The sequence below is a fragment of the Conexibacter sp. CPCC 205762 genome (assembly GCF_030646155.1).
Lineage (GTDB): Bacteria > Actinomycetota > Thermoleophilia > Solirubrobacterales > Solirubrobacteraceae > Conexibacter.
Genome location: NZ_JAUTDN010000001.1, coordinates 150,010 through 164,858 on the forward strand (window position 1 = coordinate 150,010; position 14,849 = coordinate 164,858).

General features: G+C 72.7%; 13 protein-coding genes and 1 tRNA gene. 11 read left to right on the forward strand and 3 right to left on the reverse strand.

Annotation, left to right across the window (positions count from 1 at the left end):
• Positions 1-4: 4 nt before the first annotated feature.
• From Q7L73_RS00685 to Q7L73_RS00730, 10 genes are all read left to right on the forward strand, one after another.
• Positions 5-1,885: an amino acid permease gene (locus Q7L73_RS00685; RefSeq protein WP_304688136.1), complete on the forward strand. Its 1,881-nt coding sequence runs from the start codon at positions 5-7 to the stop codon at positions 1,883-1,885.
• A gap of 3 nt (positions 1,886-1,888) precedes the next feature.
• The gene (locus Q7L73_RS00690; protein ID WP_304688138.1) at positions 1,889-2,080 is read left to right on the forward strand and encodes a hypothetical protein; all 192 of its coding nucleotides are present in this window, start codon (positions 1,889-1,891) and stop codon (positions 2,078-2,080) included.
• Complete coding sequence (locus Q7L73_RS00695) at positions 2,080-4,074, forward strand: amino acid permease (protein ID WP_304688140.1); 1,995 nt, start codon at positions 2,080-2,082, stop codon at positions 4,072-4,074. The genes Q7L73_RS00690 and Q7L73_RS00695 overlap by 1 nt, the downstream gene beginning before the upstream one ends.
• 10 nt (positions 4,075-4,084) lie before the next feature.
• Positions 4,085-4,510: a TrkA family potassium uptake protein gene (locus Q7L73_RS00700; RefSeq protein WP_304688142.1), complete on the forward strand. Its 426-nt coding sequence runs from the start codon at positions 4,085-4,087 to the stop codon at positions 4,508-4,510.
• Between the two features lie 18 nt (positions 4,511-4,528).
• Positions 4,529-5,194, forward strand: a complete 666-nt coding sequence (locus Q7L73_RS00705; protein ID WP_304688143.1) for a TrkA family potassium uptake protein — start codon at positions 4,529-4,531, stop codon at positions 5,192-5,194.
• A complete protein-coding gene (locus Q7L73_RS00710; protein WP_304688144.1) occupies positions 5,194-6,450 on the forward strand; it encodes an NAD(P)/FAD-dependent oxidoreductase in 1,257 nt (418 codons plus the stop codon). Before Q7L73_RS00705 ends, Q7L73_RS00710 begins: the two co-directional genes overlap by 1 nt.
• A gap of 46 nt (positions 6,451-6,496) precedes the next feature.
• Positions 6,497-7,291, forward strand: a complete 795-nt coding sequence (locus tag Q7L73_RS00715; protein ID WP_304688146.1) for a hypothetical protein — start codon at positions 6,497-6,499, stop codon at positions 7,289-7,291.
• 431 nt (positions 7,292-7,722) lie between these two features.
• Positions 7,723-7,793 (forward strand) — tRNA-Gln (locus Q7L73_RS00720).
• A gap of 70 nt (positions 7,794-7,863) precedes the next feature.
• On the forward strand, positions 7,864-8,301 hold the full coding sequence (locus Q7L73_RS00725) for a hypothetical protein (protein ID WP_304688148.1): 438 nt from the start codon (positions 7,864-7,866) through the stop codon (positions 8,299-8,301).
• 136 nt (positions 8,302-8,437) lie between these two features.
• The gene (locus tag Q7L73_RS00730; RefSeq protein WP_304688149.1) at positions 8,438-9,124 is read left to right on the forward strand and encodes a hypothetical protein; all 687 of its coding nucleotides are present in this window, start codon (positions 8,438-8,440) and stop codon (positions 9,122-9,124) included.
• Positions 9,125-9,186: 62 nt separating this feature from the next.
• On the opposite strand, the gene Q7L73_RS00735 is transcribed toward Q7L73_RS00730, so the two are convergent.
• On the reverse strand, positions 9,187-10,905 hold the full coding sequence (locus Q7L73_RS00735; RefSeq protein WP_304688150.1) for a CHASE2 domain-containing protein: 1,719 nt from the start codon (positions 10,903-10,905) through the stop codon (positions 9,187-9,189).
• An 81-nt stretch (positions 10,906-10,986) separates the two neighbouring features.
• Between Q7L73_RS00735 and Q7L73_RS00740 the strand changes: the two genes are divergently transcribed.
• Complete coding sequence (locus tag Q7L73_RS00740; RefSeq protein WP_304688151.1) at positions 10,987-12,831, forward strand: hypothetical protein; 1,845 nt, start codon at positions 10,987-10,989, stop codon at positions 12,829-12,831.
• Positions 12,832-12,887: 56 nt separating this feature from the next.
• Here Q7L73_RS00740 and Q7L73_RS00745 read toward each other — a convergent pair whose 3' ends face one another.
• Together Q7L73_RS00745 and fdhA are read right to left on the reverse strand one after the other, a co-directional pair.
• Positions 12,888-13,577, reverse strand: a complete 690-nt coding sequence (locus tag Q7L73_RS00745) for a Crp/Fnr family transcriptional regulator (RefSeq protein WP_304688153.1) — start codon at positions 13,575-13,577, stop codon at positions 12,888-12,890.
• Positions 13,578-13,622: 45 nt separating this feature from the next.
• On the reverse strand, positions 13,623-14,843 hold the full coding sequence (fdhA, locus tag Q7L73_RS00750; RefSeq protein ID WP_304688155.1) for a formaldehyde dehydrogenase, glutathione-independent: 1,221 nt from the start codon (positions 14,841-14,843) through the stop codon (positions 13,623-13,625).
• Positions 14,844-14,849 lie beyond the last annotated feature (6 nt).

The window sequence follows — 14,849 nt, forward strand, 5'->3', positions numbered from 1 at the left end:
GCGCGTGCTCGGGGTCAACGCACTCTTCTCGACCGCCTACGGCAACGTCGGCTCGTCGATCTATTACGCGCTCGGCCTCGTCGCCTCGTTCGCGCTCGGCCTCACGCCGGTCGTCTTCATCATCGCCGGGATCATCTTCTACCTGACCGCCTCGACCTACGCCGAGGCGACCGCGATGTACCCGGAGGCGGGCGGCTCGTCGAGCTTCGCGCGCCACGCCTTCAACGAGTTCTGGTCCTTCTTCGCCGCCTGGGGCCAGATGCTCAACTACACGATCACGATCTCGATCTCGGCCTTCTTCGTGCCGCACTACATCGGGTCGCTGTTCTGGCCGGCGCTGCAGCACGCGCCGGGCGACGTGATCGCCGGCTGCATCTGCGTCGCGGCGCTGGCTGCGCTGAACGTCTTCGGCGCGAAGGAGACCGCCGGGCTCAACATCACGCTCGCGGTCGCCGACTTCGCGACCCAGCTGCTGCTGGTCGCGCTCGGCCTCGTGCTCGTCTTCAGCCCCGACGTGCTGATCGACAACGTCAGATGGGGCATCGCGCCGAGCTGGGGCGACTTCATCGTCGCGATCCCGGTCGCGATGATCGCCTACACCGGCATCGAGACGATCTCGAACATGGCCGAGGAGGCGAAGGACGAGACGAGATCTATCCCGAAGGCGATCAACCGCGTCGTGATCGCCGTCTTCGCGATCTACGCGCTGCTGCCGGCGATCGCGCTCTCCGCGCTGCCGGTCAAGTGCGACGCCGGCGGCGAGTGCAAGACGCTGCTCGGCCTGCCGGAGGACAAGGGAGGCTTCGCGGGCGACCCGGTGCTCGGCATCGTCGAGCACCTCAACCTCGGCCCGCTCCAGCACGCCGGCGAGATCTACGTCGGCCTGCTGGCCGCGACGATCCTCTTCCTCGCGACCAACGCCGGCATCATCGGCGTCTCGCGGCTGACGTACTCGATGGGCGTCCATCGCCAGCTGCCCGACCAGCTGCGCCAGCTGCACCCGAAGTACCGCACGCCGTGGATCGGGATCATCTTGTTCTCCGCGATCGCCTGCGTCGCGATGATCCCCGGCAAGGCCGGCTTCCTCGGCAACCTCTACGCCTTCGGCGCGATGCTGTCGTTCACGATCGCGCATGCGGCGGTGGTGCGGCTGCGGCTGAAACAGCCGGACGCGAGACGACCGTACCGTGGCCCCTTCAACCTCAGCTGGAGAGGGCGCGACATCCCGCTGTTCGCCGTCTTCGGCGGGATCTTCACGGCGCTCGCGTGGGGCGTCGTGACCGCGCTCTACATCGACGTCGCGATCACCGGCCTGACGTGGCTGGTGCTCGGCATCGGCGTCTTCGTCGTCTACCGCAGGCGGCAGGGGCTCGACCTCGTCACGACGACGCGCGTCGCGGTGCCGAAGCCGGTGATCGACCACGAGGCCGAGTACGAGTCGGTGCTGGTCGCCTTCGACGAGCGCGAGTACGTCCCCGACGTGCTCGCGACCGCGATCAAGCTCGCCGCCCGCAAGCACCGCGGCATCCACGTCATCGTCACGATCACCGTCCCCGCCACCTCGCCGATCAACGCCGCGATGCCGGAGCAGGAGCTGGCGGCGCAGTCGCTGATCGAGCAGGCGAAGGTGCACGGCGGGCGGCGCGTCACCGGCCACTGGGAGAAGGTCCGCCCGGGCCAGGCCGGCCGCCGCATCGTCGACGAGGCGAAGGTGATCCAGGCGCGCGCGATCGTGATGCCGCTGCCGGTGCGGACCGGCGGCGGGTCGATCTTCGGCCGCACGCTGGAGACCGTGCTGGCCGAGCGGCCCTGCCGCGTGATCATCGAGTCCGGCCGCGGCAGACGCCGCGCCGCCGAGCGCGCCGCCGCGGCGGAGGTGGCCTGACCGATGCCCGCTCCGCGTGACGTCCACCGCTACACGACGATGACGATGTCGGCGCTGATGTTCGCGATCGGCGTCGTGCTGCTGGTGCTGACCTTCGCCAAGGGCGGCGGCGTCGCCTCGACCGGCACGATCGTCGGCGTGCTGTTCCTGCTCGCCGGCGGCGGCCGCTTCCTGCTCGCGCGGAGAGTGCGCTGATGGGCCAGCCCGGCCACGCCGGCGGCGCGCCGCAGCGCAGCCTCAGCGCTCGCGCGCTGTTCGCGCTCGTCTACACGACCTCGGTCAGCTCGGTCTACTTCGCGCTCGGCGTCGTCGCGCATCGGGCGCTCGGGCTGACGCCGCTCGTCTTCCTCGTCGCCGGCCTCTTCTTCGCGCTCAGCTCGATGACCTACGTCGAGGGCGCGGCGCTCCACCGCGAGCGCGGTGGCTCGTCGGTCTTCGCCCGCTACGCCTTCAACGAGCTGATCAGCTTCATAGCCGGCTGGTCGATCCTGCTCGACTACTCGATCCTGATCGCCGTCACGGCCTTCACGACGACCAACTACCTGGCCGAGTTCTGGGATCCGCTCGGCTCGGGCGTGCCGGAGGTCGTCGTCGCGATCGCGATCATCGCCGCGGTCGCGGTCTGGAACGTCAGCGGCGTCACCGTCCGCCAACTGCAGCGGCAGGTGCTGGTCGCGATCGTCGACCTCGGCGTGCAGCTGCTGGTGATCGTGCTCGGCCTGGTCCTGATCGTCCATCCGGGCGCGATCGTCGACACGATCGACCTCGGCGTGCAGCCGGCCTGGGACGACGTCGTCTTCGCGCTCACGATCGCGACGATCGCCTTCACCGGCCTGGAGGCGGCGGCGAGCCTCGCCGGCGAGTCCAGCGGCGTCACGCGCAAGGGGCTGAAGTCGCTCGTCGGGCCCGGCTCGGCGTCGATCGTGCTCGTCTACGTCGGGATCGCGGTCGTCGCCGTCAACGCGCTGCCGGTCGCCGACGGCGCGAGCGCCTTCACGACACGCGACATCGAGGCGCCGCTGCTCGGCGTCGCCGACGGCTTCACGCCGACGTGGCTGTCCGACGTGCTGCAGCCGCTCGTCGCGCTCGCCGCCGTGACCGCGCTGGTCGCGGCCTGCAACGGCGCGATGCTCGGCACCTCGCGGCTCTCCTACGCGCTCGCCACCAACCGCCAGATCCCCAGCGCGCTCGGCCGGCTGCATTCGAGGTTCGGCACGCCGTACGTGCTGATCGCGCTCGCCGCCTTGATCGCCTCGGCGCTCGTGATCCCGGCCGACCTCGACTTCCTCGTCGGCATCTACGCCGTCGGCGCGCTGATCGCCTTCACGATCGCCCACCTCGCGATCATCAAGCTGCGCTTCAAGGAGCCCGACCGGCCGCGGCCGTACAGCGTCCCGCTCAACATCCGCTGGCGCGGGCGGCCGGTGCCGCTGCCGGCGGTCCTCGGCGCGCTGCTGTCCGCCGCCGGCTGGCTCAGCGTGCTGGTGCTGCACACCGGCGCGCGCTGGGTCGGGCTCGCCTGGCTGGTCGGCGGCATCGCGCTGTACGTGATCTACCGCCGCATCGACGGCAACTCGCTGTTCACGCGCGTGACGGTGCCGGAGAAGGCGCTGATGCACGAGAAGCGCGACCCGGACGAGTTCGGCTCGATCCTCGTGCCGATCTTCGGCAAGCCGCTCGACGACGACATCGTCCAGACCGCCGGCCGCCTCGCCGGCACCGTCTCCGACGAGCTGGAGGAGGAGGGCGCGGTGATCGAGGCGATCTGGGTCTTCGAGATCCCGATGGCGCTGCCGATCGACGCGCGCCTGCCGGAGGCGCAGATCAGACGCGCGCAGGAGGCGCTGCGGCGCGCGAAGGCGGTCGGCGAGGAGTACGAGGGCGTGCACGTGCAGACGGCGATGGTGCGCGCCCGACGCGCCGGGCAGGGGATCGTCAACGAGGCGAAGCGGCGCGGGGTGGAGGCGATCGTGCTCGCCGCCGAGGAGCCCTCGCGTGTCCGCGGCGGCGCGCTGCTGGGCGGATCGGGCGGCCCGCTCGACAACTTCGTCGGCGAGGCGACCAAGTACGTGCTGCGCAAGGCCGAGTGCCGCGTGATCCTGACCGCCCCCGCGGCGGACGCCGTCGAGCCGCGAGCGAAGCTGCCGGAGGCGCCGGGGGCGGAGGAACCGGAGAGAGCGCAGCGCTAATCTTCCGCTCATGCTGATCCTGATCGTCGGTGCGGGGCGTGTCGGCTCCGCCGTCGCCAAACAAGCGCTCGAGGCCGGTCACGAGGTCTCGGTGCTCGACCAGGACCCGCTCTCGCACGAGCAGCTCGACAAGGACCTGGTCGACACGTGGGAGGACGCCGGCGGCCGCTTCACCGTCGGCACCGCGCTGGAGGTCGACGCGCTCGTCGAGGCCGGCATCGAGCAGGCCGACGTCTTCATCGCCGCCACCCGCGGTGACAACACCAATCTGGTGGTCGCGCAGATCGCGCAGAAGCGCTTCAACGTCCCGCGCGTGATCGTGCGCGTCGCCGACCCGGCCCGCGCGGCCTGGTACGCCGAGCAGGGGCTGCAGACGATCTGCCCGACCCAGCACGCCATCGACCTCGTGGCGAAGGCCGCGCTGACGCCGGCGTAAGGGGAAGCTGCCGTGTACGTGATCATCGCCGGAGCCGGCAAGGTCGGCTGGAACCTCGCCCGCGAGCTGCTCTCCAAGGACCACGAGGTGACGCTGATCGAGGACGATCGTCGTCGCTACCTCGTCGTCGAGCAGGAGCTGGAGCACGCCGTCCAGTACGGCGACGCGACCGAGCTGTGGGTGCTGGAGCGCGCCGGCATCCAGCGCGCCGACCTCGTCATCGCCGTCACCGGCGACGACGAGGACAACATGCTGATCTGCCAGATGGCGAAGGAGAAGTACCTGACGCAGCGGATCGTCGCGCGCGTCAACAACCCCCGCAACCTGCAGCACTTCAAGCTGCTGGGGATCCAGCCGGCCGTCTCCGCGACCGACCTGATCCTGCGCCTGATCGAGCACGAGGTGCCGCAGTACGGCCTCGTCCAGCTGCTGGCGCTGGAGGGCGAGCGGCTGGAGATCATCGAGCTGGAGGTCGTCCAGGGCGCGGCCGCCGCGGGCCTGCGCGTCGAGGAGGTCCCGCTGCCGGACGGCTGCCTGATCATCTCCGTGCTGCGCGACGGCGGCGGCTTCGTGCCGAAGTCCGACACCGTCATCGAGGCCGGCGACGAGGTCCTGCTGATCCTCGACCCGGGCCTCGAGTCGGCGATCACGCCGCAGTTCACGCAGAGCACGGCGGCGGCCTGATGGCCGATCGTCATGTCGCGCACCTGCTGATCGGCGGCGGGCTCGCCTCCGCCTCCTGCGCGCGCTGGCTGCGCGAGGGCGGGGCTTCCGGGGACATCCTGCTGGTCGGCCGCGAGCCCGACCTGCCGTACGAGCGGCCGCCGCTGTCGAAGGAGTACCTCAGCGGCGCCGGGTCGCGCGAGGACGCGCTCTGGAGACCGGCCTCGTGGTACGACGAGCAGCGGATCGAGGTGCTGCAGCGCACCTCGGTGATGAAGCTGAACACGGAGGAGCAGGTCGCGACGCTCTCCACGAAGGAGACCGTCTCCTTCGACACCGCGCTCGTCGCGACCGGCGCGAACGTGCGGCGGCTGCCGGTCGACGGCGCGCAGCTGGAGGGGATCTCCTACTTGCGCGCGTTCGGCAACGCCGAGCAGATCAGAGCCGAGGGCGCGGGCAAGCGCGTCGTGCTGATCGGCGGCTCCTACATCGGCTGCGAGGTCGCGGCGACGCTGACCGGGCTGGGCGCGCAGTGCACGATCGTGATGCAGGAGGACGTGGCGCTGTCGCGGACCTTCGGCGCGGAGGCCGGGCGCTTCTTCCAGTCGCAGCTGGAGCAGCACGGGATCGCGTTCGTCGCCGGCGACGCGCTGGAGCGGTTCGAGGGCTCCGGCGATGCGGTCGAGCGGGTCGTGACCGCGGCGGGCGTGACGCTGGACGCCGACGCGGTCGTGATCGGCGCGGGCGTCGCTCCTGATGTGATGCTGGCGCGCTCGGCAGGCTTGGAGCTGGACGCCGATCTCGGCGGGATCGCCTGCGACGCGCGCCTGCGCACGTCGGCGCGCGGGATCTGGGCGGCCGGCGACATCGCCGCCTACGACAGCGTCATCCACGGCCGGCGGATCCGCGTCGAGCACTGGGATGCGGCGCTGCAGCAGGGCAAGACGGCGGCGCGCTCGATGCTCGGCGAGGACGTCGTCCACGACGTCGTGCCGTACTTCTTCTCCGACCTCGCCGACTGGGCCTCGCTGGAGTACGTCGGGCCGGCGCGCGAGTGGGACAGAGAGGTCGTGCGCGGCTCGTACGAGAGCGGCGAGTTCAGCACCTGGTACGTGTCCGGCGGCCGGGTCGCCGGCTGTCTCTCCGTCGGCCGCTCCGACGACCTCGATCATGCCCGTCGTCTGATCACCGCCGGCGAGGCGCTCGAGCCGGCCGACGTGGTCCGCCTCGGCGACGCCTCCACCGACCTCGCCACGATCGGCCCGGCGGCGGCGTAGCGGCGCCGGCCGACGGCGCGCGGATGCAGCGGCGGGGGAGGATCGGATGACGCGGCGACGGCAGGAGCATCGGCCGGGCAGAGGCGACGCCGGCGGCGTCCGCGGCGAGCGGCGCGGCTGGAACGAGGCGACCCGCCGGCGGCTGGGCGGCGGCGCCGGGCAGGGGACGGCGCCGAGCGCCTTCCGCGTCGCGCTCGGCGACGACGAGCACCACGGCGGCGACGACGGCACTGGCGCCGGCGAGACGCGCGAGCGGATCGCGACGATCGCGGTGACGCTGCGCGCCTTCGCCCGCGCCAGCGGCGCCGATGCCGCGATGCTGCTGCTCGACCGCGGCGAGAACGGCCACCCGTTCGTCGTCGAGTGCCCCGCCGACGGACCGGTCGTGCTGGCCGAGGGCGAGCAGGCGGTCGAGCTCGACCCCGACCGCCTCGCCGCCGACCCGCTCCCGCTGCCCGCGATCCCCGCCCCGCCCGACGCCAGCTTCACCGCCGAGGCGCTGCGCCCGGCGCTCGCGGCATCGGCTGGCGCGCCTTCGCTGCGCGACCCGGTCGCGCCGCCGGCCGCCGATGCCGCTGCGCCCGCCGATGCCTCGGGTGACGCCGCCGCGCCGCTCGCCCCGCGCGACGTGGCCGGCCCCGCCGCGCTCGCGACGGCGGCTGCGCTGGCGAGCGCGATGCGGGCGCTGATCGCGCTCTTCCCCGGTCGCAGCGTCCTGACCGCGACCTTCCCGACGGCGGACGAGGCGACGCCGTTCCACCTCGCCGTCCGCACCGGCGACCCGATCGTCGCCGCGCTCGGCAAGCAGCAGTTCGAGATGCCGCCCGGCTGGCCGGCCTAGCCGCAGATACAAGACGACGGCCGTAGACGCGCCAACGCGCCGATGAGAGCCTGACTGAGTGGTCAGCGCCTGATTTCGGTGCGGCTCCTCCAGAACTGCTGGAGGCTCCAACCTCCAGCCGGGACTCCGGTCCTGAGAACGGAGGTGACGCGCATAGAGATCATCGCGCTGACGATGGCGTTGCTGTGGCTCATCGATCGGATGAACCGCAACTGATCGCCGGCCCGGCGTCGTCACGAGGCGCCGGGCCAAAAAGAAAGCCCGGGGTCACGACCCGGGCTTTCAAAAGGAGGCGGGATCGAGATCCTCGCTCTGACCGATAGACACGATAGGCGGCGGCGTCGCGGGGTTCAACAGCAGCTATGTTGGAGGGGCGACGGGGAGGAGACATCTCGTGAGCGAAATGTCTATTCTCTTTCGCCGCACCGCGTTGCGGGATCGTCTAATGGCAAGACACTCGGCTCTGGACCGAGTAATCGGGGTTCGAATCCCTGTCCCGCAGTAGTGAAAGCCCCGTGAATGCGGGGCTTTCGCCGTTTTGGAGCATCGTTGGCGCGGATACGTTTGCGGGCGTGACCGCACAGCTTTCCGACGCACTCCACGCACGCATCAGCGACCTGTCCGAGGCGGGCAACGAGCTCGCTGACGACGGCGATCTGGCCGGCGCCGAGCGGACCTGGCTGGGGGCCGTTCCGCTGCTGCCCGAGCCGGCCGTCCAGTGGGAGGCGTACACCTGGCTGTGGGCGTCGATCGGCGACGTCCGCTACGACCAGGACGACTTCGCCGGCGCCGCCGACGCCTTCTTCAACGCGCTCAACGGCGCCGGCGGGATCGAGAACCCGTTCGTGCACTTCATGCTCGGCAAGGCGCTCCTGCGCACCGATCGCCGGCCGCGCGCGATCGACGAGCTGCTGCGGGCGTACCTGCTCGACGACGAGCTGTTCGAGATCGACGACGAGGGCGAGGAGCTGCTGCAGGCGATGCGCGACTTCGGCGTGCGCGACATCTGAGGCGCCGCGACTGTCGCGCAGTTGACACTGCGCACGTCGCGGAATGAGCGGAAGGGGAGGGCGGCGGGGAGCAGTCTTGGGTCCATCGAAAGCGGCGGGCACCGGGCTCGCCGACAGGGACTCCAGGAGGATCACCATGCGCTCCATCGCCCTCACCCGCACCGCCGTCTCCGCCGCCATCGCCGCCGCTGCGCTCGCCGGCGCCGTGTCGGTCGCCGACGCCGCGCCGCGCGTCAGCGGCGCTTCGCTCAAGCAGGGCAGCCTGCCGGGCAACCGGCTCAAGGCGAACTCGCTGACCGGCGTGCAGATCAACGAGTCGAAGCTCGGGATCGTGCCGGTCGCGAGACTGACCAACTTCGCCGAGCTGGCGAGAGAGGCGCAGCATGCCAGGGAGGCCGACCACGCCGTCAACGCCGACCACGCGACCAGCGCCGACAGCGCCAGAACCGCTGACAGCGCCAGAACGGCCGAGACGGCGAGAAGCGCCGACGACGCGAAGAAGCTCGGCGGCCGCGAGCCGTCCGCGTACATGGGCAGCTCGGTCCGCACCGTCTTCGTCGCCAGCGGCACGATCTCCGGCGCCGACGGCTCGACCAGCGTCACCGCCTCCTGCAACCCCGACGAGATCGCGATCGGCGGCGGTGGCGGCTGGTTCCAGGTCGCCAGCGACACGCCGACGCAGCTCGACGCGAAGGTGACCGCCTCGGTGCCGTCGCCGACGACCGGCGGCGCGATGGACGGCTGGACCGTCGCCGGCCGCAACAGCAGCGGCACCAACCGCGTCCTGCGCGCCTACGCCGTCTGCACCCCGCGCTTCAGCTGACCCCGGTGCGGTGGGCTCGCCGCGGCTCCGCCGCCCGCCCCGCGCCCGCTCGCGGTCCGCGCCTAGCGGCCGACCCAGACCGCGACCGGCACGCGCCGGCCCTTCAGCCCGACCTCGCCGTGCCGTTCCAGGCGCTCGGCGGCCTCTGCGCCGCCGAGCGCCTTCACCGTCGCCTCGGCGGCGAACAGCCGCGCCGGCGGCTCCAGCGCCAGCTCGCGGCCGAGCGCCTGCAGCCGCGCCGCGACGTTCGTGACGTCGCCGATCGCGGCGTACTCGACCCGTCGCTCCGAGCCGATCACGCCGGCCATCAGCTCACCGCTGTTGAGCCCGACGCCGATCCCCAGGAGCGCGTCCTGCTCCAGCAGCCCGCGCTCGGAGGCCCAGCGGTTCAGCGCCGGCAGCACGTCGTCGACCAGCGCGAAGCCGGCGGCGACCGCCCGCGCGGCGTGGTCGGCGAGCGGCAGCGGCGCGCCGAAGACCGCCATCACGCCGTCACCCTGGTAGGAGACGACCGTCCCACCGCGGTCGAGCACCGCCGCCGTCACCAGCTCCAGGTAGCGGTTCAACAGCGCGATCGTGCGCTCGGCGCCGAGCCGCTCCGACAGCGTCGTGAAGCCGCGCAGGTCGCAGAAGAGGACCGTGCCGACGACTCTGCGGCTCTCCAGCGGCTCGTCGCGCGCGAGCAGCTCGGTCGCGACCGCCGGCGCGACGAACCGCTCCAGCTCCACGCGCAGCCGCCGCTGCGCCCGCAGCTCGACCGCATACGTCAGCGCGACGGCGCCCGCCGTCCCGAACAGCAGCGCCAGCAGCGGCGCGACGAGCGGCACGATCGCCCCGCCGTCGAACGCCAGCTGCGCGCCGCCGAGCAGCACGACGACGCCGCTCGCGCCGACCGCGAACGCCCGCACGAGCGCCCGCGACGGCGAGCCCGGCAGCGCGGTCGCCAGCGGCGCCAGCAGGCCGCAGGCGAGCACGAGCAGCACCGCGACGGCCGGCGGCGCGTCGCGCAGCGGGTAGCCGTCGAGGATCGTCTGGACCGCGTTGGCGTTGATCTCGACGCCGCTCATCTCGTGGCCGTACGGCGTCGGGTGGAAGTCCAGCAGCGACGGTGCCGTCGCGCCGACGAGCACGATCCGGCCGCGCACCAGGTCGCGGTCGAATCTGCCGTCGAGCAGATCGCTGAAGGAGAGGTGCGCGACCGTGTCCTGCGGGCCGGCGAAGTCGATCGGCCGCTCGGGCGCATCGGGCGAGCCGTCGGCGGCGAGCGCGCTGAGGTGTGGCACGCCGTGGTTGGAGCCGGCGAAGCGGCGCCAGGTGCCGTCGGTGTCGACCGGGAAGAACGCCACGCCGACGCGCGCGCCGGCCTGGCGCAGACGCGGGAGGATCCGCGCTCTGCCGTCGAGCCCGATCTCGGAGGTGCCGAGCACGACGCGCGGGTCGGCGGCGGCGCGGGCGAGCGCGGCGTCGTCGGCCGGGTCGCTCGCCTCGGTGAACTGGACGTCGTAGGCGACGGCGCGGGCGCCGGCCGCCAGCAGCGCGTCGATCGCCTGCGCGTGCAGCCGCCGGGGGAAGGGGAAGCGGATGCCGAGGTCTCTGATGGCGTCGTCGTCGATCTCCACGATCGACACGCCGGCGGGCGGGCCCTGCGATCCGCGCACGCGGAAGCGCTCGTCGACCGAGGCCGACTCGAGCTGCTGGAGCGCGCCGGTCCAGGCGATGCCGGCGGCAAGCGCGGCCGCCAGCAGGCCTGTGATCAGCGCACGCACCGGCCGGCTCAGCATCGGCGCAGTGTCGCGCATTCGACACGGACGGTGCGTGGTCTGCGACAGTTGCGGCGGGCGCCACGCGCCAGGATCTGGTCCATGAACCGCCGGAATCGCCTCCAACGCATCCTCTTCGCGCTCGTCGTCGTGCTCGCGGCGAGCGCCTCCGCCGCGGGCGCCGCCGACCGCATCGACACCGTCGCCGGCAGCGGCACCGGGGGCTTCGCGGGCGATGGCGGCTTCGCCGTCAGAGCGCTGCTGACCTCGCCGTCGGCGCTGGCGCCGTTCTCCGGCGGCGAGGGCTACCTGATCGCCGACACCTCCAACAACCGCATCCGCCGCGTCGATCCGGCCGGCGTGATCACGACCGTCGCCGGCGCCGGCCCCTGCTGCGGCACGAGCGACCCGTTCGCCGGCAACGGCGTCGCCGCGACCGACGCGAGCGTCCGCCTCAACCAGCCGCGCGGCGTCGCGATCGCCGCCGACGGCTCGGTCCTGATCGCCGACAGCGGCAACCATCGCATCCGCCGCGTCGGCGCGGTCGCCGGCGTGGGACCGAACGCGATCACGACCGTCGCCGGCAACGGGATCCAGGGCAACGGCAGCAACGACAACGCCACCACCGTCAGCCTCAACACGCCCGGCGACGTCGCGCCGCTGCCCGACGGCGGCTTCCTGATCGCCGACACCGGCAACAACCGCATCGCGCGCGTGCTGCCGGGCGGGATCAGACTGATCACCGTCGCCGGCGGGGGCGGCGAGGGGCTCGGCGACGGCGGTCCGGCGACCTCCGCCGAGCTGAACGCGCCCGCGCGCGTCGTGCCGCTGACCGGCGGCGGCTATCTGATCGCGGACACCGGCAACAACCGCATCCGCCGCGTCGGCGCCGACGGCACGATCACGACCGTCGCCGGCTCCGGCACGGTCGGCGGCTTCTCCGGCGACGGCGGCCCGGCGACGCAGGCGGTCCTGAACGGCCCCGAGGGCGTCGCCGTCCGCGACGACGGCTCGATCGTGATCGCCGACAGCACCAACGAGCGGATCCGGCTCGTCACCGCCGACGGCAGGATCTCGACGATCGCCGGCACCGCCACGCTCGGCTTCTCCGGCGACGGCGGCGATCCGCTCGCCGCGCGGCTGTCGCATCCGCGCGCGGTCGCCGCCTCCGGCACGACCCTGCGGATCGCCGACTCCTTCAACCACCGCGTGCGCGCGATCACGCCGGTGACGCCGAGAGCGAACCCGCCGGGCACGACGCAGACGCCGCCGAGAACGGTCCCGCCGGGCGTCGCCCCGCCCGTGCTCGCGACCTCGACCGTCGTCGCGCCCGTCAGCGGGACGGTGCTGATCAGGCTGAAGGGGAGACGCGGCTTCGTGCCGCTGTCGAGCGTCGCCAACATCCCGCTCGGCAGCGAGCTGGACGCCAACGGCGGCCGCGTCTCGCTCCAGTTCACGACGACGGCGGCCGGCCGCCGCGCCAGCGCGGTCGTCGGCGGCGGGCGGTTCGTCGTCAACCAGGACGCCGCCGTCGAGCGCGGTCAGCTGCCCGGCAACCTGCTGCTGTCCGGGCCGCTGGAGGGCTGCCAGGCCGTGCGGCGCGGCGCGACGGCGCGGCCGCGCGGCCACGGCGCCTCACCCGCGACGCCGCGCGCGCAGTCGTCGAAGAAGAAGAAGCGCGCGCGCAAGGGCCGCAAGGGCCGCCGCGTCGACGTCCACGCCGACGGCGTGATCCGCACGCAGGGCAGATACGGCGCCGCGATCGTGCGCGGCACGCGCTGGACGATCGTCGACCGCTGCCCGCGCGACCCGCACCCGGGCAGCTACGTGACCGTGCGCAAGGGCAAGGTCGCCGTGACCGCGTTCGCGCTGCGCAGAACGGTGCTGGTGCCGGCGGGGAGACACTTCCTCGCGCCGGTCAGAAGAACCCGCGCGCGCCGGCGCTAGGCGTCCTCGCGCGTGGGGCGGGGCGTCCGCGTGGGGCGGAGCGTCGGCCGCGCGCCTCAGCCGAACCCGCGTGCACGCCGTTCCAGCGCCGCCGCGTCCCGCACCGTCGTGCGGCCGCGGCCGAGCTCGATCGTGCCCTGCTCCTGCTCCTCGCGCAGCACCTTGTTGACGGTCGCGCGCGAGGTGCCGGCGAGCGACGCCAGCTCCTCCTGCGTCAGCGGCACCTGCGCGCCGTCGGCCAGACCGTCCGCGCCGTCCGCGCCCGCGTACGCCCGCGCGACGTCGAGCAGCCGCCGCCGCACGCGCGTCTCGGCCGGCAGGTAGAGCGCGTCGACGAGCTGCTCGGACAGCCTCCGCACGCGCGCCGCCAGCATCTGCGTCAGCAGCGCATCGGTCTGCGGGCGGCTCGCGCGCAGACGGCGGAAGTCGATCTCGTGGACCGACAGCGTCTCGCCTCGCTCCAGCGCGGCGACGGTCGCGCTGCGGGGCGCGTCGGGCGTCAGCAGGGCGAGCTCGCCGAAGGCGTCGCCGGGGCCGACGACGTTGAGCGTCGCGACGTCGCCGAACTCGGTCGTGATCCGCACCGCGAAGCGGCCGCCGCGGACGAAGTGGACGCAGTCGGCCGGGTCGCCCGCGTGGAAGACGACCTCGCCCGCGGAGAAGGTCCGCCGCCGCCCGTGCGACAGCAGCTCCTGCACCTCCTCGGGCGCGGCTCCTGCGAGCAGTGCGAAGTCGTCGCGCGGCACGGCCGCAACCGTACCGCGCGGCGAAGACGCGAGACGACGGTCAGGTCACGCGGCGATCAGCTCGTGCGGGTCGAGCACGTACTTTCTCGCGGCGCCCTTGTCGAAGTCTCTGTAGCCCTGCGGCGCGTCCTCCAGCGTGATCACGGTCGCGTTGACCGCTCTGGCGATCTGCGCGCGATCGTTGAGGATCGCCTCCATCAATTCACGGTGGTACATCATCACCGGGCACTGGCCGGTCGTGAACACGTGCGACTTGGCCCAGCCGAGGCCGATGCGGATCGACAGCGAGCCCTCCTGCGCGGCGGCGTCGGAGGCGCCCGGGTCGCCGGTCACGTAGAGGCCCGGGATGCCGAGCGCGCCGCCGGCGCGGGTCGTCGTCATCAGCGCGTTGAGCACGGTCGCGGGCGCCTCTCTGCCGGCGTCGGAGCCGTGGCCGTGGGCCTCGAAGCCGACCGCGTCGACGCCGCAGTCGACCTCCGGCGTGCCGAGGATCTCGGCGATCTGGTCGCCGAGGTCTCCTCTGGAGACGTCGATCGTCTCGCAGCCGAAGCTGCGCGCCTGCGCCAGCCGCTCCGGCTGCAGGTCGCCGACGATCACGACGCCGGCGCCGAGCACCTGCGCGGCGTGGGCGGCGGCGAGGCCGACCGGGCCGGCACCGGCGACGTAGACGCTGGAGCCGGTCGTGACGCCGGCGGTGACGGCGCCGTGGTAGCCGGTCGGGAAGATGTCCGACAGCATCGTCAGGTCGAGGATCTTCTCCATCGCCTGCTCCTTGTCGGGGAATCTGAGCAGGTTGAAGTCGGCGTAGGGGACCATCACGTAGCGCGCCTGCCCGCCCGGCCAGCCGCCCATGTCGACGTAGCCGTAGGCCGCGCCGGGACGCGCCGGGTTGGTGTTGAGGCAGATGCCGGTCTTGCGCTCCTTGCAGTTGCGACAGCGGCCGCAGGCGATGTTGAACGGCGTCGAGACGAGGTCGCCTCTTCTGATGAACTCGACATCGCGGCCGACCTCGATCACCTCGCCGGTGATCTCGTGGCCGAGGATCAGCCCTCTCGGCGCGGTCGTGCGGCCGCGGACCATGTGCTGGTCGGAGCCGCAGATGTTGGTCGAGACGACCTTCAGGATCACCCCGTGGTGGCACTCGCGCCCGACGCTGTCGGGGTGGACGCCGGGCCCGTCTCTCAGCTCGAACGTCGGATAGGGCGTCTCCTGGACCTCGACGGTGCCCGGCCCGAGATAGACGACGCCTTTGTTGCTGTCGGCCATGGCGAT